This window comes from Desulfovibrio sp., assembly GCF_047607245.1.
Taxonomy (GTDB): domain Bacteria; phylum Desulfobacterota; class Desulfovibrionia; order Desulfovibrionales; family Desulfovibrionaceae; genus Desulfovibrio.
On the sequence record NZ_JASGDK010000051.1, the window covers coordinates 1 to 24258 of the forward strand.

The 24258-nt window shown below is 57.8% G+C and carries 21 protein-coding genes and 1 pseudogene; 8 read left to right on the plus strand and 14 right to left on the minus strand.

Going from position 1 to position 24258, the window contains the following annotated elements; genetic code table 11:
- Positions 1–34: 34 nt before the first annotated feature.
- The 11 genes from QM579_RS03785 to QM579_RS03835 form a co-directional block, all read right to left on the minus strand.
- Positions 35–664 (minus strand): DUF47 domain-containing protein, encoded by a 630-nt coding sequence (locus QM579_RS03785; RefSeq protein WP_183721610.1) that lies wholly within the window; start codon positions 662–664, stop codon positions 35–37.
- Positions 665–940: 276 nt separating this feature from the next.
- Positions 941–2290, minus strand: coding sequence for a pseudouridine synthase (locus tag QM579_RS03790; protein WP_414997881.1), 1350 nt, complete (start codon positions 2288–2290; stop codon positions 941–943).
- Positions 2291–3547, minus strand: a complete 1257-nt coding sequence (locus QM579_RS03795) for a GAK system CofD-like protein (protein WP_414997882.1) — start codon at positions 3545–3547, stop codon at positions 2291–2293. It lies immediately after the preceding gene.
- Positions 3544–4188, minus strand: a complete 645-nt coding sequence (locus tag QM579_RS03800; protein ID WP_414997883.1) for a 3'-5' exonuclease — start codon at positions 4186–4188, stop codon at positions 3544–3546. The genes QM579_RS03795 and QM579_RS03800 overlap by 4 nt, the downstream gene beginning before the upstream one ends.
- 15 nt (positions 4189–4203) lie before the next feature.
- Positions 4204–5616 carry a tRNA uridine-5-carboxymethylaminomethyl(34) synthesis GTPase MnmE gene (gene mnmE, locus QM579_RS03805; RefSeq protein ID WP_414997884.1) on the minus strand — a complete coding sequence of 471 codons (1413 nt, stop codon included), beginning with the start codon at positions 5614–5616 and terminating at the stop codon, positions 4204–4206.
- 192 nt (positions 5617–5808) lie between these two features.
- The gene (locus QM579_RS03810; protein ID WP_414997885.1) at positions 5809–7101 is read right to left on the minus strand and encodes a Jag N-terminal domain-containing protein; all 1293 of its coding nucleotides are present in this window, start codon (positions 7099–7101) and stop codon (positions 5809–5811) included.
- A 42-nt stretch (positions 7102–7143) separates the two neighbouring features.
- Complete coding sequence (gene yidC / locus QM579_RS03815) at positions 7144–8787, minus strand: membrane protein insertase YidC (protein ID WP_414997886.1); 1644 nt, start codon at positions 8785–8787, stop codon at positions 7144–7146.
- 8 nt (positions 8788–8795) lie between these two features.
- A complete protein-coding gene (gene yidD, locus QM579_RS03820; protein ID WP_183721634.1) occupies positions 8796–9062 on the minus strand; it encodes a membrane protein insertion efficiency factor YidD in 267 nt (88 codons plus the stop codon).
- A complete protein-coding gene (gene rnpA, locus QM579_RS03825; protein ID WP_414997887.1) occupies positions 9059–9451 on the minus strand; it encodes a ribonuclease P protein component in 393 nt (130 codons plus the stop codon). The genes yidD and rnpA overlap by 4 nt, the downstream gene beginning before the upstream one ends.
- A 41-nt stretch (positions 9452–9492) precedes the next feature.
- On the minus strand, positions 9493–9627 hold the full coding sequence (rpmH, locus tag QM579_RS03830; protein ID WP_414997888.1) for a 50S ribosomal protein L34: 135 nt from the start codon (positions 9625–9627) through the stop codon (positions 9493–9495).
- Positions 9628–9933: 306 nt separating this feature from the next.
- Positions 9934–10926, minus strand: coding sequence for a hypothetical protein (locus QM579_RS03835; RefSeq protein ID WP_414997889.1), 993 nt, complete (start codon positions 10924–10926; stop codon positions 9934–9936).
- 235 nt (positions 10927–11161) lie between these two features.
- Between QM579_RS03835 and thrB the strand changes: the two genes are divergently transcribed.
- A complete protein-coding gene (gene thrB, locus QM579_RS03840) occupies positions 11162–11668 on the plus strand; it encodes a homoserine kinase (RefSeq protein ID WP_414997890.1) in 507 nt (168 codons plus the stop codon).
- 580 nt (positions 11669–12248) lie between these two features.
- On the opposite strand, the gene QM579_RS03845 is transcribed toward thrB, so the two are convergent.
- Entirely contained in the window at positions 12249–12833 is a 585-nt protein-coding gene (locus tag QM579_RS03845) for a translation initiation factor 2 (protein WP_414997891.1), read from the minus strand.
- A gap of 78 nt (positions 12834–12911) precedes the next feature.
- Positions 12912–13907, minus strand: a complete 996-nt coding sequence (locus tag QM579_RS03850) for an OmpA family protein (RefSeq protein WP_414997892.1) — start codon at positions 13905–13907, stop codon at positions 12912–12914.
- A 309-nt stretch (positions 13908–14216) separates the two neighbouring features.
- On the opposite strand from QM579_RS03850, the gene QM579_RS03855 reads away from it, so the two are divergent.
- The 5 genes from QM579_RS03855 to QM579_RS03875 all read left to right on the plus strand — a co-directional run bounded on the left by QM579_RS03855 (position 14217) and on the right by QM579_RS03875 (position 21664).
- Entirely contained in the window at positions 14217–15128 is a 912-nt protein-coding gene (locus QM579_RS03855) for a hypothetical protein (RefSeq protein ID WP_414997893.1), read from the plus strand.
- A 2-nt stretch (positions 15129–15130) separates the two neighbouring features.
- Positions 15131–16504: a cobalt-precorrin-5B (C(1))-methyltransferase CbiD gene (gene cbiD, locus QM579_RS03860; protein ID WP_414997894.1), complete on the plus strand. Its 1374-nt coding sequence runs from the start codon at positions 15131–15133 to the stop codon at positions 16502–16504.
- Positions 16501–18492 carry a precorrin-6y C5,15-methyltransferase (decarboxylating) subunit CbiE gene (gene cbiE / locus QM579_RS03865; protein WP_414997895.1) on the plus strand — a complete coding sequence of 664 codons (1992 nt, stop codon included), beginning with the start codon at positions 16501–16503 and terminating at the stop codon, positions 18490–18492. The genes cbiD and cbiE overlap by 4 nt, the downstream gene beginning before the upstream one ends.
- Positions 18493–18613: 121 nt before the next feature.
- Positions 18614–19396 (plus strand): precorrin-4 C(11)-methyltransferase, encoded by a 783-nt coding sequence (gene cobM, locus QM579_RS03870; protein WP_414997899.1) that lies wholly within the window; start codon positions 18614–18616, stop codon positions 19394–19396.
- A 786-nt stretch (positions 19397–20182) separates the two neighbouring features.
- On the plus strand, positions 20183–21664 hold the full coding sequence (locus QM579_RS03875; protein ID WP_414997896.1) for an aldehyde dehydrogenase family protein: 1482 nt from the start codon (positions 20183–20185) through the stop codon (positions 21662–21664).
- Positions 21665–22310: 646 nt separating this feature from the next.
- On the opposite strand, the gene QM579_RS03880 is transcribed toward QM579_RS03875, so the two are convergent.
- Entirely contained in the window at positions 22311–22595 is a 285-nt protein-coding gene (locus tag QM579_RS03880) for a hypothetical protein (RefSeq protein WP_414997897.1), read from the minus strand.
- A 279-nt stretch (positions 22596–22874) separates the two neighbouring features.
- Here QM579_RS03880 and QM579_RS03885 point away from each other — a divergent pair, with 279 nt between their 5' ends.
- Positions 22875–23717: a sulfide/dihydroorotate dehydrogenase-like FAD/NAD-binding protein gene (locus QM579_RS03885; protein ID WP_414997898.1), complete on the plus strand. Its 843-nt coding sequence runs from the start codon at positions 22875–22877 to the stop codon at positions 23715–23717.
- Positions 23707–24258, plus strand: a pseudogene (locus QM579_RS03890) (dihydropyrimidine dehydrogenase); the annotation flags it as partial. The gene QM579_RS03885 and the pseudogene QM579_RS03890, both read left to right, overlap by 11 nt.

Genomic DNA, 24258 nt, shown 5'->3' on the forward strand with positions numbered 1-24258 from the left:
CACCAGCACAATAAGCGCCAGCAGCACAGGAATATCAAACATTTTTCAGCACCGCTTCTTCAATGGTTTCCGCCAGGGCATTGACCTGCTCAAGCAAGATGCTCATGCGTTCGTAAGCCTGACTCCATTTAAGCGTCTGCATGATCTGGGGCACGGTGATTTCCTGCTGTTCATCCAGCAATTCCGCCAATCCAACAGCCAGCAGCATATCGCATTCGCCGCGCAGATTGCGGAAGGCGCGGGTTTTATGGCAGTCACGCCGATGGGTCAGCCCCTCAAGCATGAGCCGGCTCATATCCAGCATGGCGCTGATGGTGCGGGCCATCTGAAGAGCGGGAAAGCGTATGCGCGTGAATTCAAAAATGTGCAACCGTGTGCTCAGGCTATGCAGGCAGTCCATGCACTCTTCTTGCTCCTGATTGATGCGCAGGATGTCTTCGCGGTCAATGGGAGTAATGAATGTTTGCGAGAGATCACGGATGATCTGACTGTGCAGCACGTCCGCCTCTTCTTCCAGAAAGGCGATTTCCTTATGGATATGGTCCATATTGGCCACATCGTCCAGCATTTCAACCAGCAGACCAGCCATGCGGCGCAGAAGGCTGTTCTGCTCTTCAAGCATGGCAAAAAATGGTGCGGATTTAGGCAACAGCGCTGGAAACATCCTTTCTCCTTGAATCGGTTACACGTACATGGCACTGCCATGCGCCTAACGGTTGATGTTCCGGCGGTTGACGTTCCGGCGGTTGCCCGCCTGACGGGCCATCCTGGCAGGCCGCCGTCTTTTGACTCAATAAATGTATACTCACTAGGGGCACGTGCCAAGAGGCCACGAGCAAAACAAATAAAAGTTTTAATCCCTGGCCGCGGATTTACAGTATCTTCGAACTGTTGGGAATATTTTTTTTGAGCATAAAAAACTGTTTGCGCACTCAACATCTCATGACATTGAATGTGTTTGCGCGGGCATAACCCCGGCAAACCATGTGCGCACAAGGCTCATCAGGTCGTCCGGCAACGGCCATGAAAGGTCGTCAACACAGGCCGTGCCAGGCAGGCGCAGGCCGCCGTGGTGCAAAAAAAATCGGGGCATCGAAGGCTGCTGCAAAGAGCTTTCTGCATCTGGATGCAGCAAATCTTCACTCTCTGTGTACAAAGCGTCTCCCCACAAGGCGTGCCCCAGCCCGGCGGCGTGTACCCGTATCTGGTGACGCGCCCCCCGCCGTATGCGGCAGGCTGCCAGCGTAAGCCCTTGGGGTGGAAGGTGTAGCGGAAGGCGCAGCGGCAAATTATGGTCAGAGCTTGCCTCACTTGCCAACGGGCAGTCGGCCCCGGAGGGCTGGTCAGCTCCCCTGCTGGCGTCTGCGCCTGAAAAATTATGCGCAAGCAGCGCCCGCAGGTCTTCGGTATCAGTCTCACCGGGATGCCACACATGCAACGGCCAGAAATCTGTCCAGCGTGTTTTGTCGGCTTGCGCTTCCCGCAGACGTGTTTTGCGGCGGCCATTGGCGTTCAGGACCTGACGCGCTGTCACCGGGCCGGAAAGCACGCCCGTCAGCAGGGCCACATATCGCTTTTCGCTGTAGCCTTCGGCCTCAGCGGCACGAAATTTCGCGGCAGATTCAGGCGTCAGGGCCGCGCAAAGCAGACCGGAGGTCCCAAAATCCAGCCGTTGCAGCAACATCAGCTTTTCAGATTGCACTGCCCTGCCGCTTTTGCCGCTAACGTCCAAGCCAGAGGAAGCGCCGGAGGCGCACGCAGCTTGCCCGCAGTGAAGCGCAGCCCATTGCTCCACAAGGGCAGGGGCAAGAGCTTCCACACTGGGTTCAGAACTTCCAGCCAGCGCGGCGCTGTGCATATAGGCAGGTTTGCTGAAAAAGCAGTATCCATTCCGCGCGGTGAGCATACGCAGCCCAAGGGCGGCTGCAAGTGAGCAGGGATCAGGAGCGTCAGAATTCTTATTTGAATCCAACGCAGGCCGCGCGCCGGGCATTGATGGGACAGTGTTGGCAGCCGCTTGCGCTGGCGCTTCCGCTTCAAGCAGGGTCACCAAATCCCCTTCTCGCATACGGCGTGAAGCAGGTGCGGAGCGGCCGTTGACGAGAACAATGCCTTTCTCGATACAGCGCTTGCGTCCCCGTATTCCCATATGCGGCAAAAGCGCCTCCAGAGCCTGGTCGAGCCGTTGCCCCGCCTGCTGGTCCACGCAGAATTCCTGCACGCCCTCTGCGGTATCAGGGTTAACGCTGCTCTGTTCAGACCCCTGCGGGCCAGTATATTCGGATTTCACTCAGATCTCCGCAGTTTTGCCCGGCAGAAGATCAAGGATGGCGCGGGCCGTCAGTTCCGGCTCATGATGCTGGGGGTCGTTTACGCACACCATGAGGCGGTCCACAAGGTTGAGCCCCATATCTTCAAGAGCGCGGCGTACCTCGGGTCCAAGCCCACCTTCGTAGCATCCGTGACGTGAATCCACCAACACGTGGTGCAAAAGCCTGTCTGTGGGCGCGTCCGGTGCGTCTTCACGCAGATGACGCAGGATCATAGCGGCTTGTTCAGCCACGCTGAGGCCGAACAATTCGGCGTCGTTGCCAGAGTTTGGAATAAAAATCTTGGGGCAGTCCGCTTCGGCCACAGTGCGCCCAACGCCCTGCGGCAGCAGATTTGCCAGCACACTGGTGTAGAAACTGCCCATAGGATAGCAGATGGCCCCGGCTGAACTCAGGTAGACGTTGGCGGCTGGCGCCAGCGGCGGACGGCAGGGTGTGGTGGGAAGATCACGAAAGTTCTGATCATTGAGCCTCTCCGGCTCATGCACAGTGAGAAAAAGCCGCCGCACGGGGCGGGGCAAATCTCTGAAGCGGTGCTGCCCCACGATCACAGATCCGTCATCCAGCTCAGCTGCCAGATGCAGGCTTTCTCTTACGATGGGGCGAATTACGCCTCTTGTCTGCAACAAACGGCTGAAGAAGGCCAGCACAGGATCAAAATCACGCTTGTGGTGCAGGTAGCCCCCGGCAAGTACGAGATTGCCGAGGCAGGCCCGATAAGGATCAAAATCTGAGGGCATGCGGTCCAGAAAAAAATTCAGGTGCAGCCGCAAGGCGTCAGCAAAAACGCGGGGCATGGTCTTCCATACCCGGTGCCCTGGCCTGCCCATGCCTGTGAGTTGCTGGCGCAAAAAAACCGCAGGATCTTTTTTGCCAGACAAGGAGACATTGGAACCCGCAATATTCACGCTCTCCGCCATTGCTTCATCTTCGGAGGGCAGACGACTGGCACAAAAATCAAGAACCGCGGCGGGCACCACTGTACTGTCGGCCAGAGCCAACAGACGGTTGCGTATGTCACCCACGGCTGGCATGGCAAAAGCCCGCCGCAAAGCCGCCGAGCTGCCGCCGGAATCAAATGTGGTGACCAGATGAACAGAATTGTGCGTGTGGCGGGTCAACTCTCGGCTCAGGCCACGCAGTGCTGTACCGCCTGTAAAGAATGTCAGGCGCGGACCAAGGGCCGGGAAGGCCGTTGGGGCCGGAGAGGCCTTCACGCGCTGCCCCCGCAATCTCCAACAGGCCAAGCCGCAGGGCGCGCCGTGGGGATCAATCCGAGCTCGCACATACGCACGAAAATAAGGCGTCCAATCCAGGCGTCGGTGGCGGCATAGGCTATCTGACGGGTGCTGAGTTCTGGCAGGCTCCAGTTGGAGCACTGCGACCCTTTGGAAATGCGCCAGCCAAAAAAATTGGCGGCCAGGGTGCGCAAGCCCTGGCTGGGCATTCTGTGGGCTCTTGCCACGCCCCCCAGATCAACCAGCCCGGCTGGCTCAAAATCGTACAATTTGGCCAGATCGCGCATGTCATCCCTGATGCCCACCCCGGCCTTGACCTGGGCAGGATTTGCCAGCAGCTCCGCCAGCTCAGGGCCAAAAGGCATCCAGGCCAACTGGATCAGATACACAGCCTGCGCCGTGGCCAGCTGAATAAGTGCGGGTGAATTGCGTCTTCCCTTGCGGAAAGAAGGCCGCGTTTCTGTGTCAAAGCCGAGAATGCTTTCTTCAAGCAGCTGCGGCCGCACGCGCTGCCAGTCTTCTTCACTGCGCACCACATGCACATGCCCCTCATAATGGCACAAGGGCAGAGCATTTACTTCCTCACTGCTCAAACGGCGTCGTAAAAAATCAATATCCATAATTAATTTACCAGACTACTTGCCAATGCAGAATTGAGAAAAGACCTTGTCCAGAACTTCAGCAGGGCTGCTCAGCCCAGTTACTTCCGCCAAATGGGCAGCAGCAACATCCAGACGCACGGCGCAACAGTCATAGGGCCGCCCGGCATCCACATCTTCACGCAGGGCGGTCAGTTCGGCCAGGCTCGCTTCAAGGGCCAACGTTTGCCGGGCATTGGGCGCAAGCCCCTCTTCCCCGGCAGTTTCACCCTCTGACAACAACAGCGTCCGCAGGTGTTCGGCCATGTCCTCCACCTGTGTATCGGAAAAAGCGCTTGTTGCGCAACAGGTTTGGCCCTGAACCCAACGGGGGGGAAATTTTTGTGGCATGCACAGGTCGCATTTATTCCATACCACCAGCACAGGCGTACTGCCCGCAGAATCCAGCACTTCACGCGCTGCCGGGTCAGGGCATACTTCGGCATTGGCCCCGGCCTCTCCAAGAGCGCCACCGTCCACAACCAGAACAATGGCATCAGCTTCGGCCAGTTTTTGACGGCTGCGCTCGACGCCAAGTTCTTCAATACTTTCAGCGGCCTTGCGCAGCCCTGCGGTGTCTGTCAGGCGCACAGGCAACCCGCTAAGATCGCAGGCTTCTTCAAGAAAATCTCTGGTTGTGCCGGGAATATCCGTAACAAGTGCCCTGTTGCGTCCGAGCAGCGCATTCATGAGGCTGGATTTGCCCGCGTTGACGGCGCCAGCCAGCACTACTACCGCGCCCTGCTGCATGACACGCGCCCGGCGGCTGCCCTGAAGCAGGTGCTGCAACGCTTTGGACACCTTTGCAACAGTAGCGCTGAACGTGGGAGCGTCCATGCCCTCCACCTCATCCTCGGGAAAATCCACGGCCACACAAACTTGCATGCGCAACACTTCAAGCTCGTTGCGCAGCGCTTCGGTGCGGCGGGCGAGCAGCCCGTCCAAACGGTTGAGCCCATAGCGCAGGGCTTCACGCGAGGGCGCGGCAATCAGCTCGGCCACGGCCTCGGCCTGGCTCAGGTCCATACGGCCATTAACAAACGCGCGCCTCGAAAATTCACCTTTCAGGGCTTGGCGCGCACCTTGGCGCAACGCGCTCTCCAGAACGGCCTGTACGATGAAGGCCCCGCCGTGACAATGAATCTCGGCCACGTCTTCACCAGTAAAACTGCGCGGGCCAGGCATAAACACGGCCAGCACATCATCCAGAGCTTCGCTATTCCAGTCCAGAACGCGGCCTCTGTGCATGAGCCAGGGGCGAAAATTATCGAACTTGGGCGACAGTGGCAAAAACATACGCGAGAGCACCTGCTTGGCTTCCGGGCCTGAAATGCGCACAATGCCTACCCCGCCAGAACCGGGAGGAGTGGCAATGGCCGCAATGGTGTCATTGGTGCTGGTGCTGCTCATGATCGCGCCGCAAGCCTCTGTTCCTTGCCGTGAGCCGTAAGGCGGCTCGGCTTTTCAGGGTTCAGGAAAATGCGGCTCCCGCCTCTTCGCCCAAGGCGAAAATACGGAAGCCGCTATAGAATGGTAGCACAGTCCGGTAGTTTTGAAGTGCTGCCCTTGCGGGCGCAACAGCCGGATTTTCACTGAAAGAACCTAATTCTTTTCAGCCTTCCTGCGCAGTATCACAACTCTCTTCATGGGACCATCGCCCGTGCTGCGCGTCTGCACATCCGTGGCTTCCTGCAAACAGACGTGCACGATGCGGCGGTGGTAGGACGACAGGGGCCGCGTGGAATAAGAGCGGCCGCTCAAGCGTACCTTTTCGGCCAGCGAAAGCGCCATTTCGCGCAGTTTTTCATCCTGACGGCTGCGGTATTCGCCAGCGTCAAGCTGCACGCGTACGGCCGCGTTCATGCCGCGCGATACAATCCGCGAAATCATGTACTGAAGCGCTGCCAGGGTTTGGCCTTCACGACCGATAAGCAGGCCGGAATCTTCTTCACTATCAATGCCTACCTGTACCCTGTCGCCGCCCAGTTTTACCTCAAGCTGCACAGCGTCACCCACGATGGGGCGCACAAGCTGGCGTACGGTTTCGCGCACCAGAGCCTCAAGCCGCTCCTGATCGAGCTGCTCCATCGGCATTGCAGGCAGGCCTTCAGCGACTTCTTCAAAATCATCGTCCAGAGCGTCTGCAGACTTGGCCTGACGGGCAACCTCGCGGCCACCTTCTTTCACGGCGCTGCGATTCTCGCGATTGTCATGCGCTTCTCCGCGGCGGCCACGGCCCTCGGCCCGGCGGTTTTCGTCGCCGTTCTGGCCGTTCTGACCACGCCCGCCGTTTTTGGGAGCTCTGTCTCTGGAGCGTTCTGCCCGCCCATCGGTTTCAGTTTTTTCAACTGATTTTTCAGGGCTTTTATCGGAGACCTTGTCAGCAGCTTTGTCACCGTTGCGCATGTTGCTTTTTTCAGCACTACGCTCGGCGTTTTTATCGCCAGGCTTTTCAGTACGCGGCCCAGAGCCCTTGCCAGACCGGGCTTCGCGGCCCTGTGCGGCTTCAGGCTGACTGGCAGTTCCAGCTTCGGCGGCAGGCTTGCGGCCGCGGGAACGGCCATTGCGCTTTTCCTGCTGGCCAGCGGTGGCCTGACCATTTTCTTCACGCTGGCTACGGTTTTTTTCCGGGGCTTCAGCCAAAGCGGCGTCGCTTGCTGCGGCGGGGGCAGTTTGCCCCCCCTTGCGGCCTAGCACGCTTTCAACAGCTTCGCGCAGTTGCACCCGGCGCGCGCGCACCTTGGCTTTGCGCGCACCGACGATCCCAAATATACCGGACTTGGAATCTTGCACGATTTCAATTTCCAGCTTTTCACGCGCCGAATCAAAGTAGCTGCAAGCCTCTTCGATGGCGCTGTCCAGGTCCTTCCCCTGGAATTCTTTAAACCCTTCCATACTCGTCCTCGTTCCAATAGGCGGTACAGGCCGCCGTTGCGGCTATTTCGCGGCGGCGTGGGCCTTGAACTTACGGATCATCATCTGCTGCTGGGCAATGGAAAGCACGTTGTTAACCAGCCAGTACAGCACAAGCCCTGAGGGGAAGTTCAGGAAAAGCACGGTGAAGATAATGGGCAAAAACATCATGATCTTCTGCTGGGTGGGGTCAGTGGCAGGAGGACTCATCTTCTGCTGCAAAAACATGGTTATGCCCATGATGACAGGAGTAATATACAGCGGGTCTTTGGTAGACAAGTCGGCCAGCCAGAGCATGTCCGTTCCCGGCAGGTACTTGATAAAGGGCGCATGGCGCAGCTCAATGGAGGTCAGCAGGGCCTGATACAGTCCAAAGAACACGGGCATCTGAATAAGGATGGGCACGCAACCGCTGGCTGGATTAACGCCGTAGGTCTTGTAGAGGGACATGACCTCCTTGTTCATCTGCTCCTTGTTGTCCTTGTACTTTTCACGCAGCTCCGTCATATGGGGCTGCAACTTTTTCATCTTTTCCATTGAGGCGTAGCTCTTGGCCGTAAGGGGCCAGAACACGGCCTTGATGAGCACAGTCAGCAGAATGATGGACAGGCCCCAGTTGTGAACATACTTCTGAAAAAATTCCAGCAGCCACAACAGACCTTTGGCGATGATGTGGAAAAAGCCCAGATCGACGCTCTTGGCAAGCTGGGGTGAAACAGCCTGAAGTTCGGAACGCACCTTGGGGCCAACCCAGTAAGAAACAGACAGTTCCTTTTCCTGACCGGGGCCAAGCAGGGTTTCCTGCTCTTCCACAGCTGCGCGGTACACGTTCTGCTGCATGACGCCCTTGACGGTCACGTTATTGACATCGCCGGGCAGTACAGCTGTAAGAAAATAGGTGCTCATGGCACCAGCCCAGTAAATCTTGCCTACAGCCTGCACACCTGTGGTTTCAAGAGTGCTGGAAGAGCTTTCTTCCTTGAGGCTGCCGTCATTATCCCAGGCAATGCGCATTGCGTCGTAACGATCGCCAGAGGCGTTGCTTGCATCAGCGGCGGCAGTATAGCTCACGCGCACGCTGCGGGCCTGCTCGCCCTGGTTCGTCACACGAACTTTTTCACTGATGAGGTAGTTTGAAGAGTTGAAGGTCAACTCACGAACCACCCGCAAATTGTCTACTTCGCCGATCAGGCGCAGGGTGCCGCGTTGGTCTTCACTAAGGCTGAGACCTTTTTCGTCGGTATCCATAGACCATTGGCCGGTGCTCCACGAAGGCTGGCTGTTGATAACCAGTCCAAGAGGGGCCACCTGGGCCGTCTGGGGATCAACCATGTTGACCAGCGGCGAATCAGCCACCAGACCAACCTGATACTTCTTGAGTTTGAACGAGCGCAACGCGCCGCCGCCGCTGTAAATAACGGCTTCATAAAGGGGAGTGTCCACAGTGAGGTCGCGCCCGGCTGAAGGCGCAAAAACAGGCAGGCTGGCCTGCGTTGATACAGGCGCTGATTGCGCTTGCTGCGGCTGCGGAGCCTGCTGATTCTGATTTTGCTGCGCCACCGGGGCGGGCTTGGAGGTCCAGCCCATATGCTCGGCCAGATAACCCCAGCCGACAATGACAATAAGACAAAGAACAATGGCGATGATAAGATTTTTACCGTCTTGCATGAGGGCGCTCACTCCTGGGACAATGGCGGAACGTCATGACGACGTCGTGCTGGTGGTGGAACCGGGTCATAGCCCGAACCGCCCCAAGGGTGACAGCTGGCCAGGCGCTTGAGCGCCAGCCAGCCGCCCCGCAGCACGCCGTGGGTCATGACGGCCTCTACGGCATAGGCGGAACAGGTGGGATAATAACGGCAGGCAGGGGGCAATACGGGCGAGATGCAGCGCTGGTATACCCGAATGGGAAATACGCAGAAAGTACGCAACAACTTGCTCATGGCATATCCGCCAATGCCGAAGAGCCCGACTGGTGTCGGGCCGCTCGCTGCAACAGTGGCAAAAGCTCCGCAGCCACACGGGCATAATCCAGTGCGGCTTCTCCGGTATGCTTTTTGGCTATGGTTACGATGTCAGCCTCCACGGGCAGCTCCTCTCTGTGTAGGCGGTAGAATTCCCGCAAGAGTCTCTTGACGCGATTTCGGACCACGGCGTTGCCTACCTTACGGGAGACAGCCATGCCTGTACGCGCGCGAAGACCGGGACAGGCTCCCGGCAACACAAAGACAAGGAAATGCTCGGTGTGGTAGCGCCTGCCCCGCTCGTAGCAGGCTGTAAACTCCACCCGGCGGCGGATGCGCAACTGCCGGGGCAGGAGGTACCGGCACATGGAAGCTCCCGGACGACGAACAGGGGCTGCCCCCTGTTCAATCAGGCGCTGAGGCGTTTGCGGCCCTTGGCGCGACTACGACGCAGAATAGCACGGCCGCCAGGGGTGGCCATACGAGCGCGAAAACCGTGGGTGCGGGCCCTTCTGATTTTGCTAGGCTGATAAGTTCTCTTCATGACTGACTCCTTAAAAATTTCCGGTATGGCCAGCGCCCGAACCGGGACTTTGCGGTACGCCGGGCTTTTAGCGGTTGGGGTGCCATCCACCGCGTTGCGGTAAGGGACGGCAAGGCCCTGGCGTTAAAATATATGGAAGAAGCTACATACACGCACGCAGCCCCCCCGTCAAGCGCAGACTGGGTCTGCCCTGCACTACATATTCGCACAGTTGCCGAAAATCTACGGCACAGAACCGCCGGAGCCCTTGAGTACCTTGTAAAAAAACTGCACCGTCACGCCAGACAAGAAATGGCGTAACTGATATTAGGGCATTGGTGCTCGCACGGGGGCGGCTCCACTCGAGCTGGAACTTGAACCAGAACCGTAGCCCGCCCCGTTGGAAGGCGGAAGCAGGTCGTCGGCGGTGAGAGCTGGCACGGGAGGAGGAATGGGAACATCCGCACGGGAATTGGCATTGGCCTGCCGTGCAGAGTCAGCCGCTGTCTGTCCCAGCGCGCCGGCTGCTGGCCCAGTTCCCGTCAGCGACATTGCGGGGGAGGACGACGCAGCTGCAGGTATGGCAGCAGGCGTGGCTGCTGGTATGCCTCCGCTGGAAGCAGATGCGGCGGATGAGCCGCTTGCCCGGCCGCTTCCTGATCCGGCGGCCGCCTGTGGTACAGAAGTTGCGCTGCTGGACTGACCGTTTGCCGTTGCTGCCGTACCCCCACGGGCTCCGTTTTTACCCGAAGCCGGAGTTGCTGTTGCAGCTGACGCAGCAGGCACAGCCTTGCCGTTACCCTGCTGTGACGCGGGCGCCGTAGGGGTGGGGCTGGTCGACACAGGTTTTTGCGCTGCCGGGGTTTTAGTCTGCTGCATGGTGGCGGCTGCGTCCTTTTTTGCAGAACGTGAGGCGCCACCGGGCCAGGGGCGCACCGGAGCATTGGGATCTACCGTTACACTATGGGGTGCAGCGCTACGGCTGCCCTTGCCCACAGACTTGCCCGCAGGTTGCCCCTGAGGGCTGGACATGAGTTCAGGCACGGCAGCCGGATCGGCAAATGCAGCGCCCGCCATGCGAATCTGGCGCGGTTGCGTCAGCGTATTCCAGTACAGGCGCGCACCGCCATTGCGCATCCAGGCCTCATTCAGATTTGCCCCGCCGTCTGGCAAGGTTTGCGGCAGTGAGGACTCCGCGGCCTGCGCTGGAAACACGTCAAGCGGTCCAGGCGCAGCGCTCAAACACAAAACAGCCGCGCTCAGGACCGTGCGGCACAACGCGCGGGCAATCACTGTTTTTTTGCATACTGTCATGGGCATGATACCACCTCTACAACGTTTATCGGCCAGCGGCCTTCAAACTTTAGGTTCGAGCCCGTCAGGCTCGCCTTGGCTTGACAGCAACCCGCCCCTTGGGCACATTTCAAATGTCTTTCCCACTGGTCAAGGAGCCACAATGCCTGCTTCCTCATCTACTGCCGTCGCCACAGATTGCTCTGGCCCTTCTTCCATAACAGCTCCGGTGAGGCCATCTCCGTGCATAATCCTGATTGGAATGGCGGGAGCAGGAAAGTCCACTATTGGTGAAGCGCTTGCCCGCCGCCTGGGCTGGGCCTTTATGGACAGCGATCATCTGATTGAAGCCATCTATGCAGCACGCCTGCAAGACGTTACTGACGCTCTGAGCAAAGATGCTTTTCTTGATGTGGAAGCCAGCGTGGTCAGCTCCATAAAAGCCAACCGCACTGTTATCGCCACTGGCGGCAGCGTTGTTTACCGTGAAAAGGCCATGCGCCACCTTGCCACACTTGGCCCCCTGGTGCATCTGGCAGTGCCTTTACAGACGGTTGAAGAACGCATAGCCCGCAACCCGCAGCGTGGCCTGGCCATTGCCCCCGGGCAGACGCTGCGCGATATTTTTCTGGAGCGGCAGGACCTGTATACGCGTTATGCCACCCTGTGCTGTGAGGCGTCTTGCAAAACACCGCAGGAATGCGTGAACTGGATTATGGGCAACCTTCCGCCAGAGACCATCGCCAGCGACAATACCGCTGCCGGGTAACACTCACTCCATTCTCTTTTCTACAGTAGCTCTTGTACAGGCTTAAGTTCAAGCAGTCACAATTTTTCGGCACTGCACGAACTCGGCTCATTCACGTACTGATCACAATCTTGATCAGCCCTTTCCTCTTATCCGCCCACTTTTTTGCCAACCACTTCAGCACCAGCACATTCTAGCTTTAAAAAAAGCTAAATGCACCAACACAGCAAGCCCGTATTATTTACCTAAAACTGCACGAATTCTGCCGGAAACCACTTTTCCCGTCAGAATGACTATGCCAAAATCTGACGTATTTCAAAATAGTAGGCTCTAGCAGGTGCTTAAGCGCCATGCTCATTATAATAATGACGCCGCGCGCCGATATTCATTCGTGAATAGGCTTCAATACAATTTTCATCGCAATTTTTACAACAATCTTTACCACGGCTCTTGGCGTAATCAAAAAAGCCACGGGCGCACTTTGCCGCGCTGTCTGTAATTTCAACCAAAGCATGCTGGAACGCACAGACGACAGCCCACACGAAAAAAGCGGGGCCGAAGCCCCGCTGAAAAACCTTATGCCTGACGCTTTTCAAGCGGCCTAGTACTGCCAGCTTGACCCGTCATACCTGATCAATTCGTTGATCCTGCGGGCTTTTACCTGCTCGCAGGCTGCGGTAAGGGCAGCCTGACGGCTGGCGCCGTGGCATTCGTAAACATTTTCCTTGTAGCGCACAAAGCCTACATACTGACCGGAAGCACCGGGGCGCAGTTCTGTGGAGATGGTGCTTTCGTCCACTTCAACATAGCTTGCAACAAAATCTTTACCGACCTGACGCACGTCCTTCTTGGCCTTGGAAGGCACCACGGTTCTACCAGCCTGAGCGACCAGCTTGCGTCCCACTGTTTCCAGTTCGGCGGCAATTTGGGCTTCGGTTTTGGCACCCTTGGCAGAAGGCTTTTTATCCGGAGTTTTGGCGGCTTTCTTATCGGCCTTGGCTGCTGCTTTGGTTGCGGCTTTGCCCGTGGCCGGGGGAGCCGGCGCAGGTGCTGGCTCAGTGGCCGCTTCGGGCTGAGCGGGTGTGATCGCCGCTTCAGTAGAAGAAGTGTCGCCGCCAAACCAGGCGCAGCCGCTTGCAGTCAGACCAAAAGTCAGCAGAAGAGCCAAAAATATTTGTTTACGCATAGCACCTCACACATTAAAGCCGGGCGGCATGGGCCACCCGGCTTTTTGCATGTTATTCCAGTAGTAACCGACCTTCGATTATTCGAAGGAGATTTCGGTGCGCCGGTTCATGGCGCGACCTTCATCGGTTTCGTTGTTGTACTTGAAGGACTTGCCACGACCAATGGCGGTCATGCGGCTGGCGGGGATGCCCTGCTTCACGAGGTAGTTCTTCACGCTGTTGGCGCGTTCCTGCGAAAGCTTCATGTTGTAAGCGTCAGAACCAACCCAGTCGGTCCAGCCAGCAAGCACTACGCGCTTGTTGGGGCTGGCCTTGATCAGGCCGGCGGCTTCGTTCAGGATGCCCATGGCCTTGCTGTCAAGAGCATAGGAATTGAAAGCGAAGTGCACGCCACGCAGCACGATCACGTCTTCGTCCTGGCAGAACACGGACAGAACGAAGCGCTCAACGGCGGCGTCGCTGGTGGCCAGTTCTTCACCACGCACCACGATGGTGGCGGGGTTCAGAGCAGCAACCTGCTTGATGGTGTCTTCACCGTTCTTGTTGTCGGCGAAAGAAACGATGTGGATAACCAGGTTACGCTGGCTGGCGTACAGCTGACGGGCAACTTCCACCAGATTGGAACCACGGTTGTTGTCGCCGTCGGTCACAAGGATAACGGCGGCGTCGCGCTTCATGCTGGACAGGAAGGGTTCGTAAGCCTGCAGGCCGGTGCCCATGCTGGTCATACGACCAAAGATGTCAAAACCGGAACGCAGCTTGTTGATGCCAGCGGCCATGGTGTTGCGGTTCCAGGGACCCTGAGCAACGATAGCGCCGTTGGGGGAAATGGTGTGCAAGCCACCGTTATAGTCCAGAGCAGGGATAGCGGCGTTGATGCGCTGCAGCACATTTTTGGCCACAAGGATCTTGTCCTGCTTCAATTGAGCGTTCTTCATCATCATGGAACCAGAGTAGTCCACAACGAAGTCAAAGCTGTCGATTTTCTTGGTGCAGGCCGGAGCGGCCGCAGCGGCCACAGCGTAGCTCAGTACAAGAGCAGCGGCCAGAACAAGAAGACGAAACGATTTCATACTGCCTCCCAAACGTTGATAAGTTCGTCGAATTACCGTCAACCAACAGTAAATCGCGGTGTGCCCGCCACGTTGCCAGCTCACTCCAGGCTTAGCCTTTGGAGACGGCAACTGCCTTATTCATAACCGCCTTTATGAAAAACCGCAAGTTTTAAATAGGAAACTGTTTCTAATAAGTGCTTTTTGCGCCTCCACTTCCTCAAGACGAGGATTCCCGTATTCCTCACGCTGAAAGCATAGTATTTTACTCCGCTGGACAGCATGCCGCGCCTGAGGCATACTTTAAAGAAGAGTCAAAGGAATATCCCTATGCCCACACTCATTTTTTCCAAATGGAGCCCTGGCGGAAACACCACACTTCTGTTTCCGTCGAGCGGCCTTGCTCCGTCCCTGCAAAGTCACCTCGCCAGACAGGCCCTGAGCGAATCCTGCCTTGGCGGTGAACAGGCAGGTTATGTAGATGTCAGCGGCCCCAGCCTGCGCATGGCGGGCGGCGAGTTTTGCGTCAACGCCAGCCGTGCTATGGGCGCGATGCTGGCATGCGACGAAGCCTGCCTGGAGCAGCCCGGCGATATTTCCTGCCACTGTCCAGACTGCGAGCAGCAGGTGCAGGCCACAGACGACAGCGCAGGCGCGACGGCTTCTGCCGGATCTTCGGCAATGCAACGGCTCTATGAAGTCAGCGTTTCCGGCTGGCCGAGCCTTGTACAGCTTTATGTACGAGGCCGCGCCCCCCACTGGCTCGTGGAGGCCCGGTTGCGCCTCCCCGAAATCACCATACAGCGCAAGGCCGAAGGTATACATCTGGTACGCCTTCCCGGCATCTGCCACTTGTTGCTGGACGGACACATCCACAATCAGCCCGAAGACTGCCACGCCGCAGCGGCCCTGCTGCGTGAGCGGCACGAGCTTGAGCAGGAAGAGGCTGTTGGCGTCATATGGTGGCGCGTGCTGCAAGGTCAGCTCAACATGCTGCCCATTGTGCACGTGCGTGATACGCGCACCGACTACCTTGAAAGCGCTTGCGGGTCCGGCGCGCTGGCCCTGGCCTTGAGCCGCTCGCAGGCTGGCGGGGGCAATGCCTTCAGCATCATGCAGCCCAGCGGCTCTTCTTTGGATGTACGTCTTTTTTCTGAGAACGGCGTGTCAATGGCTGGAGTGGACGGCCCCGTCACTCTGGTGGCCAAAGGGCAGGTTTGGCTGCCTGATATGACAGACTGACTATGACCGCAAAACTGCGCGAAGGATTTACCACAGGTTCTGCGGCTACGGGCGCGGCCTTGGCCGCCTTGCACCTCTTGAGGACAGGGCATGCAGTGAGCCATGTGGATGTGCCCCTGCCTCCTTTCAGCTTTCCGCCTGCCCCAACGCCCGAAGAACACCTTGCGGCGACAGATTGCGCGATTGCCAGCAACGTTGCTTCTGGCGGCTTTGATGGCGAGGAAATTCCTGAACCCAGAGGCATGCTGCGGCTTGAAGTGGCGGCCTGCCAGCACGGGCCAGCCCCGGAACTGGCTTCATGCCCCGAGTTTGCAGCGCTTTTTGCTCAAAAAACGCCTTCTGCGCAGGCAGCGCATCCCGCTACAGCCGCCACTGGTCCCAGCGGGCGCAACAGCGCGGACGACGGTTTGCGCGTGGCCCACGCATCCATACGCAAGGATGGCGGCGACGACCCGGACGCGACCTCCGGAGCGCTTATTACGGTCACAGTGGTTGAAAATTTTCCTGTAGCCGAACAGCCTGCTATCAGTCATACTACAGAAGCGGTCGCAGCCTCTGGCTTGGCGCACCCTTTTACCGTCAGCATTGAAGGCGGCCCCGGCGTGGGCCGCGTGACCCTGCCGGGTTTGCCTGTTCCGGTGGGAGAAGCCGCAGTTAATCCGACGCCGCGCCAGCAGATCACCATTGCCCTGCACCGTGCGGTTTTCCAGTTGGGTGAAAGGCCACGCCTGCCATTGCGCGTAATAATCAGTGTTCCTGAAGGCGAACGCCTGGCCCGGCAGACATTCAACCCGCGCCTTGGCATTGTAGGCGGCATTTCCATTCTCGGCACGCAAGGCACGGTGCGCCCCTACAGCCATCAGGCGTGGAAAGCCACCATCGAGCAAGGTCTGGCCGTGGCGCTGGCGACCGGCTGCCGCGACATGGGCCTGACCACAGGCAGACGCTCCGAACGCCTGCTTATGGACAAATATCCGCAGATGCCGCAAAGAAGTTTCATCCAAGTGGCAGACTTTGCAGCATTTTCGCTTAAGGCTGCGGGAGCCATGCCTTTTGAAAATCTTATATGGGGCTGTTTTTTCGGTAAACTGGTCAAACTGGCTCAGGGGCACGCCTACACACATGCCCGCCACGCAGATCTGGATATGGAAGACCTCGCGCGCCTGTGCCGCCAATGCGGCGCGGCCTGCGCAGATGAGGTACGCAACTGCGTTACCGCCGCTCACGCACTGGAGCTGCTGTTGCAGGACAAAGCCGGAAACGACGTCATTGCCCTTACAGGCGAAAGAGCCGCTGCTGTAGCGGCAAATTTCGCAGGCCGCCACGTGCGCCTGCACCTTTTTCACACAGACGGCAGGGAATTACTGGCATTATGAAACATCAGGTCGCACTGCCCGGCATCGCCGTGCCCGCACAGAGCGGAACCGAAACCGGAAGCGAACATCGGGCGGATTCCTTGTCCGAAAAGACGCCCCGCGCGCTTTCTCGCGTTTCTGACGTCATTTCCGGCATAAATTCTGACGCCGTTTCTGGCGCAGACTATGGGGTTGCCTCTGGCGCGGTTTCTGACGACGGGCCTGCTGACGCGCCCGACACATCACATGCTCCGCTTGAAGATTCTAGCGAAAACACTGCCTCTGCAGCGGCCCCTTCACCAAATCTGCCCACTTCTGCCCCCGATGCGGCACAAACGCCATCGCCATCTCCTGTTGCGCAGGAATCTCCTGAAACGCAAAAGCCTTCTGTCCTGCCGGGAACGCCTGTGGACGCGACTGTGGACACCTGCACAGCTGCCGAAGCCGAAAAATCAGAAATCGTCAGTCCTGGCATTACTTCTGAACCAGCAAAAACAGCTTCGTCTGCCCGCCCTGCCAAAAAGCAGCACAAGACCGCGCCGCAACCACAGGAAGAACAATCCGCAGAATCATCGGCTGACGACTGGCCGCCCATGTCAGATATTTTGCAGTCTTTCTTCATTTTTGAGCCAACCACAGCCGAACCGTCGCCCATTACGGTGCTTGGGCTGGATTGCGCCCGCCCGCGCGGCCTGCCGCTACTCACAGCCGGGCAGCGCACCCTGTTGCAGGGGGCGGATGTTATTTGCGGGGGCAAACAGCTGTTGCGTGAATTGACGGGCGCAGCGCCTGAAGAAAGCACCCCGGCGCGTGCTGCGGACCCCTCAAATCTGTCCGCTCCCTCCTCTCTTGATGTTTACGAAGACAATGCGGCCCAGGATGTGCTCAAGGCGCGCCTGCTGCCCCTGAGCACCCCCTTGGAACCAGTGCTCACCAGACTGAGCCAGATGCGCGCAGCCGGAGAACGCGTCGTCATGCTGGCCGACGGCGACCCGCTGCTTTTCGGCATTGGGGCTACCCTCGTGCGCCTGCTCGGGCAAGAGGCAGTGCGCCTCATGCCTGCCGTCAGTTCTCTGCAACAGGCCTGCGCCCGCCTGGCCCTGCCCTGGCACAAGGTTATCTGCCTTTCCCTGCACGGACGGGACGACCTCGGCCCCCTCAATGCTGCAGTAAGTAAAAACGCGCCCCTCTGCATACTCACCGATGCCCGCATGACGCCCGACTTGTTGGCGCGGCACCTTCTGGACCGAGGTGTTGACTGGTTCACTGCCCACATTTTTGAGCGTATGGGCGCACCAGACGAAATTTGCCACACTATGGAGCTGGCCCAGGCTGCCGGAACATCCTTCGGCCCGGCCTGCACCTTTATTCTCGTGCCCGGCGATGCGCCACGCCGCGCCCGGCTGGGCCTGAACGCGCATGAACTGGCTGTGGACAGAGGGTTGATCAGTAAAAAACCTGTGCGGGCCGCGGCACTGGCCCTGCTACAGATTGAACCGCATCATGTGGTGTGGGACGTTGGTTCCGGCTCAGGGGCCGTAGCGCTTGAAGCCACCGTATTGGCCCACGAAGGACGCGTGGTGGCAGTTGAAAGATCCGTGGGACGGGCCATGAGCATTCAGGAGAACCGCCGCCGCTTCGGCGCGGCCATTCTGGACGTACGCCTGGGAGAAGCACCGGAGTGCCTGCCCTCGCTGCCTGATCCACACCGCGTCTTCATTGGCGGCGGGCTTTCTGGCGAAGACGGCGAGGACATTCTTGGGCATGTTTGCCTTCGCCTGCCTGTGGGTGGTCGCGTGGTGGCAAGCTGTGTTCTGCTGGACACTTTTTGCCTGTGCCGCAGCTTTTTCGAACGGCTTGGCTGGCCGGTGGAAATCTGCCAGATTCAGGCTTCAGAAGGCAGAGAACTGGGGGGCGATATACATCTGGCGGCCATGAATCCTGTATTTTTGGTGACGGCCCAAAAACCCGCCCCCGAAGGCGTGGCGCAGAAGCGTAGTCATGAATAGCAGCAAAGCAACTCTCCGTCCTGATGTCGGTGCTGATGTCAATTCCAACGAATGTCCCGGCGCAGGGTTCGACGCCAGCCCCAATGTCTGCCCAAATGTCTGTCCCGACGCCGCCCCCGGCATGGCTAAGAGTACAAAAAGCACAGCCCCAGGTCTTGTCAGTTTTGTGGGGGCAGGCCCGGGCGATCCCGAACTGCTGACCATCAAAGGCCGTAAGGCCATTGAACAGGCCAGTCTGGTAATTTATGCCGGGTCGCTGGTGCCGCCAGATGTGGTGGCCTGCGCGGCCCCCGGAGTGCCCGTAGTGGACTCTGCCCCCCTGACGCTCGAGCAATGTCATGATCTGGTGCGGCGCACGGCCCTTTCAGGCGGCGCAGTGGCGCGCGTGCATACTGGCGACCCTTCGTTGTACGGGGCGCTGCGCGAGCAGGCCCGGTTGCTGGACAAGGACGGCATTCCCTGGCTCGTCATACCGGGTGTTACCGCTGCCTGTGCGGCAGCCGCAGCCGCAGGCGTGACCTTTACCGTGCCCGAAGTGACCCAGAGCCTCATCATTACCCGTATGGAAGGCCGCACTCCCGTGCCGGAACGCGAGGCCCTGCGCCTGCTGGCAGCCCACGGCACATCCCTGGCTGTTTACCTGTCAGCCGGAGCCAGCGAAAACCTGCAGGCTGAACTGCTGGCCCACACTCCGCCAGAGACGCCCATTCTGTGCGCCTACCGCGTGGGCTGGCCTGACCAGCGCCTTGTCTGGACCACTGCCGGAACTCTGGCTCAGTGCGTGGAAGAAAACGGCCTTGTTCGGCAGACCGTTTTTCTGGTGCTGCCGGGTCAAAATGCGGCGGATACAGCCTCACTGCTTTACGCAGCCAAGTTCAGCCACGGTTACAGGCAGGCAGACTAAAACAACGCCGCAGAAGGTGCTGCCGCCACTCACAGATTCTTGTGTCACAACGGCTGCCTGCAAGAGCAGCACTGCTATTTATTTGTGGAGCCAGGCGACCTTACGGGCCTGTCGTTGCCATCAACTCTGTGTATCTGCAAATGAATCTATATCTGAATGCGCCACGTAAAGTCTTACCGCGACAACGGTATCGCCCCAATCACCACTCATGAAGAAGAACCTGCCCATATGCCTGTCAGGGCATTCTGCCTGAAACTGGCAGTATGCCGATGACAAACTGCGCACCTTCCCGCCATAATGCGGCCTTGCTTTTCTTTATCAAGCCTTTCGGCATAGCGCCGTTGCTGCCATAAAAACCCAGCATTGCGCCTTATGCTTATGCTCATAAAGTAACCTTGCTATTTTGCTTTTTTTTACTCCCTATATTGAGTGATTGACCAACCTAACCCACTGAAATACATAGATGCTGATACAGATAGCGTGACCTGCTGCTCATCTTGCTTGAATTGCAGACAATTTATTCACGGTCTGTCCTGATAATCATGCAGAGCGTGACTCTGTTGCCGATTTTTCTCTTTTAGCGTTTAGCTTACAATGCGCTCGGAGATATGTTGAGAATGTATCATTCTTGAACATACTGCCGCCAGGTTGATACTTTTTTCACAACTAAAGTTTATTTTCTAACTTTTCATGCCGTTAAGCATGAAGTATACTGAATAAGGAGTTATTACACTAACACAACAGAATGAATACTGCGAATGCCAACCTTTAACCAAAGGATGTGTCATGAAAAAGCCAAACTTGCAGGACAAATATTCCCTCTTCATTGACGGTCAGTGGAAGGATGCTTCTGACGGTGCAACTTACGACACTTTCTGCCCCGCCAACGGCGAACGCCTTGCCACCTGCGCTGAAGCCACCAAGGAAGATGTTGACGCCGCTGTCAAAGCCGCAACACGCGCATGGGAAAGCTGGAGAAAAACAGATCCCATCGAGCGCGCCAACCTGCTTTTGAAGATCGCGGATATAATTGACGCCAACAAGGAACACCTCGCGATGGTGGAAACGCTGGACAACGGCAAGCCCATCCGCGAAACAATGAATGTGGACATTCCCTTTGCCGCCGACCACTTCCGCTACTTTGCGGGAGTAGTGCGCGCCGACGAAGGTACAGCCACCATGCTTGACGGCAACACGCTTTCTCTGGTGCTGCGTGAACCCATCGGCGTTGTGGGCCAGATCGTACCCTGGAACTTCCCCTTCCTCATGGCCGCGTGGAAGCTGGCCCCGGTGCTGGCTGCCGGTTGCTGCACCGTGTTCAAGCCCTCAAACCACACTTCTCTTTCCGTTCTTGAACTGGCACGCCTTGTAGGCCAGGTGCTGCCCAAGGGCGTATTCAACGTCATAACAGGGCGCGGCTCCCGCTCGGGCCAGTATATTCTGGACCATCCCGGCTTCAACAAACTGGCCTTCACGGGTTCCACCGACGTGGGCCGCAGCGTGGGGCTGGCCGCTGCCAAGCGCCTTATTCCCTCTACTCTGGAGCTGGGCGGCAAGTCGGCCAATATATTCTTCCCCGACTGCCAGTGGGATCTGGCCATGGACGGCCTGCAACTGGGCATCCTGTTCAATCAGGGCCAGGTATGTTGCGCCGGATCACGCGTTTTTGTGCATGAAGATATTTACGACAAGTTTGTGGCTGAAGCAGTTGAGCGCTTCAACCGCGTCAAGGTCGGCCTGCCCTGGGAAGCAAAAACCCAGATGGGTGCGCAGATATATGAATCGCACCTCAAGGCCATACTGCTTTGCATCGAACAGGCCAAGGGCGAAGGCGCCAAGGTGCTTTGCGGTGGTGAACGCGTCACTGAAGGCGAACTGGGCAAGGGCTGCTTCATGCGTCCCACCCTGCTCGGCAATGTCACCAACGACATGCGTGTGGCCCAGGATGAAATTTTCGGCCCCGTGGCCGTCATCATCAAGTTCAAGACTGAAGAAGAAGTGGTCAAGATGGCCAACGACAGCGTCTTTGGTCTGGGCGGCGCAGTGTGGACGCGCGACATCAACCGCGCCATCCGCGTGAGCAGGGCCGTTGAAACCGGGCGCATGTGGGTAAACTGCTACAACAGCATCCCGGCGGGCGCTCCCTTTGGCGGTTACAAGGAATCAGGTATCGGGCGCGAAACCCACAAGGTGATCCTTGAGCACTACACCCAGCAAAAGAACATCATGATCAACCTGGCGGAAAAGCCCACCGGCTTTTACCCCTAGGCTGTGTAGTTACGAGGTGGATTTCCTGTTATATCAGCGTTTCCAGGGGGCTCTTTAATCAGTGATTCCCCAGGGTTTTAGCAGGAAGTGTGTTCTAGAGCAGATTAACTTTGAAAGGCATCACACTTCAAAGTTAATCTGCTGCAAGCAGGCTTTTGTCAGAATGTACGTCGCATTGCGGCGAGCGGCCCAAGCTGCTCGCCGCAGAACATTTTACCGTCTTCAATGGTAAAAGGCCCCAGAGACTGCAAGGCTGTCACTATGGCATCGCCCACACTGGCAAGCCGTGCAGAAGCTCTCGCTCCGTCACGGCTGCCACTGCCATGCTATTCAGACTATCCGGCCTCTGCCCCTCGGCGGTCAGCCTGACCCGGCCAGCCCTTTACGAAGCATCGGCGTATGACGGCCTCACGGCCACCATCACCCTCTGGTGCAAATCCATAAAAGAAGGGGAGAGCCCCCACGGCCCTCCCCTTCACATGAGTGGAGAATTGTTCATGGACTGCGAACCGGCCACGCACCCGTTCATGTCACGGAAAAGTGATGCTTTTCATTTAACATCGGCATTACAGTGTTACACTGCCTGCCCAGGTTGCGTTTTTTCAGGTTCCGCGGCGTCTCGCCCACAAGGGCAAAAAACGCCGGTTTACTGTTGTGGCCCGTCAGGTATCTTCTGCACCAGGGCCAAAGCCATAAGGGCAGATGATATTCGGGGCCGCTGCGCGGGCTTTTGCAGCTGTTGCCGCACAAATCCCGCCATGTCCATTGCCATTCCCGCGTCGGTTATACCCGAGCGGCTGGCCTTCTTATTGTCTTCCAGTACGGCAAGGTACCGTTGTATCAGGGCAAGATCATGCTCCTCGTAATAAGGAGCGGGCCTGTCCTGCGGTCCGTTTTCCGACAGGAATGCGTCATTGATGCGTTGCGACATGACCATTCCTCCCTGAATGGATCACTGCTTCCCTGCATCGGGGGGGCTGGTTCGCTTCCTTGTTAGCGACACATGTCTCCCCTTCCCCACTCATCATTAGCCTTATCGGTACACGGAATTAAAACCTTTAGCGAAAAGACCAAGTTTCTAGAAAAATACGCAGAACAAAATAAAGGTGTTTATACATAAATAGTTATACAGCCAGCCCGTGCGGGTTGCGCTTGCAAGGGTTCGTGATCACAGATACCATCGCCACATCAAGCCAGAAGAGGAGAGCCTATGCCAACACCCATATTGCACAAGGAAAGCCTGATCCCGGGCAAAACCAGCAAGCTGGTGCTCGATGCGCCGGAAATCGCCCGAAAAGCAAAACCCGGGCATTTTGTCATGCTGCGTATGACTCCCAATGGAGAGCGCATTCCCCTTACCATTGCAGATACCGATGCCGAAAACGGCACCATTACCATTGTGTATCTGGTCATGGGCAAAAGCACGGCCCTGCTTGAAGCTCTTAATGTGGGCGACGCCATTCTTGACGTTTGCGGCCCCCTGGGGCACCCCACCCATATTGAAAAGAAAGGCACCGTCATCTGTGTGGGCGGCGGCACGGGCATTGCCGCCATGCACCACATCGCCAAGGGCCACGCGCGTGCTGGCAACAAGGTTGTGGGCGTTATCGGCGCACGTAGCAAAGATCTGCTGCTGTTTGAAAAAGAGCTGAAATCCTTTGTGGACGAACTGCTTATTTCTACAGATGACGGCAGCTACGGCCACAAGGGCCTTGTGACCGATCTTCTGCGCGACAGGCTTGAAAAAGACAAAACCGTCTTTGAAGTCGTGGCCGTCGGCCCCGTACCGATGATGGCCGCCGTAGCCGAAACCACACGTCCCTTCGGCGTAAGAACCACTGTCAGCCTCAACCCCATCATGGTTGACGGCATTGGCATGTGCGGCGCCTGCCGCGTCAGCGTTGGCGGCAAAACCAAATTCGCCTGTGTGGACGGCCCCGAATTTGACGGGCACGAAGTAGATTTTCCCGAACTGCGCCGCCGCCTGGCTGCCTATCGTGAACAGGAAAAAGTCTCCATTGATGACTATCAGAGGACTGCTCATGGAAACTAAGACCCCAAAAAAGACGCCCCTTGCCCCCAGGGTGGATATGCCCTGCCAGCCTGCCGAAGTAAGGCGTGCAAATTTTGAAGAAGTCGCCCTGGGATACACCAGAGAAATGGCTATTGAAGAGGCCAAGCGCTGCCTTCAGTGTAAAAAGCCCCTCTGCGTCAGCGGTTGCCCCGTGGAAGTTCCCATCCGCGACTTTATCCGTGAAGTTTCTCTTGGCAATATGGACGCCGCCTACCGCATAATCAAGAGCACCAACAGCCTGCCCGCCGTGTGCGGCCGCGTTTGCCCGCAGGAACACCAGTGCGAAGGCAAATGCGTTCTTACAGCCAAGGGGCAGCCTGTGGCCATTGGCCGTCTTGAACGCTTTGTGGCCGACACCTATATTGCCACATCAGCCTGCGAGCAGGTTACCGGCACCAACTCCTGCGCTTTGCCGCGCGGCGACCTCAAGGTGGCCTGTATTGGCTCCGGCCCCTCTTCGCTGACCTGCGCGGGCGTCTGTGCCGCTGCGGGCATCAAGGTAGACGTGTACGAAGCCCTG

Coding starts and splice junctions, on each gene's coding strand:
- yidD (WP_183721634.1), bottom strand. CDS start 9,062: ATGAGCAAGTTGTTGCGTACTTTCTGCGTATTTCCCATTCGGGTATAC.
- QM579_RS03810 (WP_414997885.1), bottom strand. CDS start 7,101: ATGGAAGGGTTTAAAGAATTCCAGGGGAAGGACCTGGACAGCGCCATC.
- cbiE (WP_414997895.1), top strand. CDS start 16,501: ATGAAACATCAGGTCGCACTGCCCGGCATCGCCGTGCCCGCACAGAGC.
- rnpA (WP_414997887.1), bottom strand. CDS start 9,451: ATGTGCCGGTACCTCCTGCCCCGGCAGTTGCGCATCCGCCGCCGGGTG.
- QM579_RS03835 (WP_414997889.1), bottom strand. CDS start 10,926: ATGCCCATGACAGTATGCAAAAAAACAGTGATTGCCCGCGCGTTGTGC.
- QM579_RS03785 (WP_183721610.1), bottom strand. CDS start 664: ATGTTTCCAGCGCTGTTGCCTAAATCCGCACCATTTTTTGCCATGCTT.
- QM579_RS03845 (WP_414997891.1), bottom strand. CDS start 12,833: ATGCGTAAACAAATATTTTTGGCTCTTCTGCTGACTTTTGGTCTGACT.
- rpmH (WP_414997888.1), bottom strand. CDS start 9,627: ATGAAGAGAACTTATCAGCCTAGCAAAATCAGAAGGGCCCGCACCCAC.
- cobM (WP_414997899.1), top strand. CDS start 18,614: ATGGCTAAGAGTACAAAAAGCACAGCCCCAGGTCTTGTCAGTTTTGTG.
- thrB (WP_414997890.1), top strand. CDS start 11,162: ATGGCGGGAGCAGGAAAGTCCACTATTGGTGAAGCGCTTGCCCGCCGC.
- QM579_RS03800 (WP_414997883.1), bottom strand. CDS start 4,188: ATGGATATTGATTTTTTACGACGCCGTTTGAGCAGTGAGGAAGTAAAT.
- QM579_RS03875 (WP_414997896.1), top strand. CDS start 20,183: ATGAAAAAGCCAAACTTGCAGGACAAATATTCCCTCTTCATTGACGGT.
- QM579_RS03850 (WP_414997892.1), bottom strand. CDS start 13,907: ATGAAATCGTTTCGTCTTCTTGTTCTGGCCGCTGCTCTTGTACTGAGC.
- QM579_RS03855 (WP_414997893.1), top strand. CDS start 14,217: ATGCCCACACTCATTTTTTCCAAATGGAGCCCTGGCGGAAACACCACA.
- QM579_RS03885 (WP_414997898.1), top strand. CDS start 22,875: ATGCCAACACCCATATTGCACAAGGAAAGCCTGATCCCGGGCAAAACC.
- QM579_RS03880 (WP_414997897.1), bottom strand. CDS start 22,595: ATGTCGCAACGCATCAATGACGCATTCCTGTCGGAAAACGGACCGCAG.
- mnmE (WP_414997884.1), bottom strand. CDS start 5,616: ATGAGCAGCACCAGCACCAATGACACCATTGCGGCCATTGCCACTCCT.
- yidC (WP_414997886.1), bottom strand. CDS start 8,787: ATGCAAGACGGTAAAAATCTTATCATCGCCATTGTTCTTTGTCTTATT.
- cbiD (WP_414997894.1), top strand. CDS start 15,131: ATGACCGCAAAACTGCGCGAAGGATTTACCACAGGTTCTGCGGCTACG.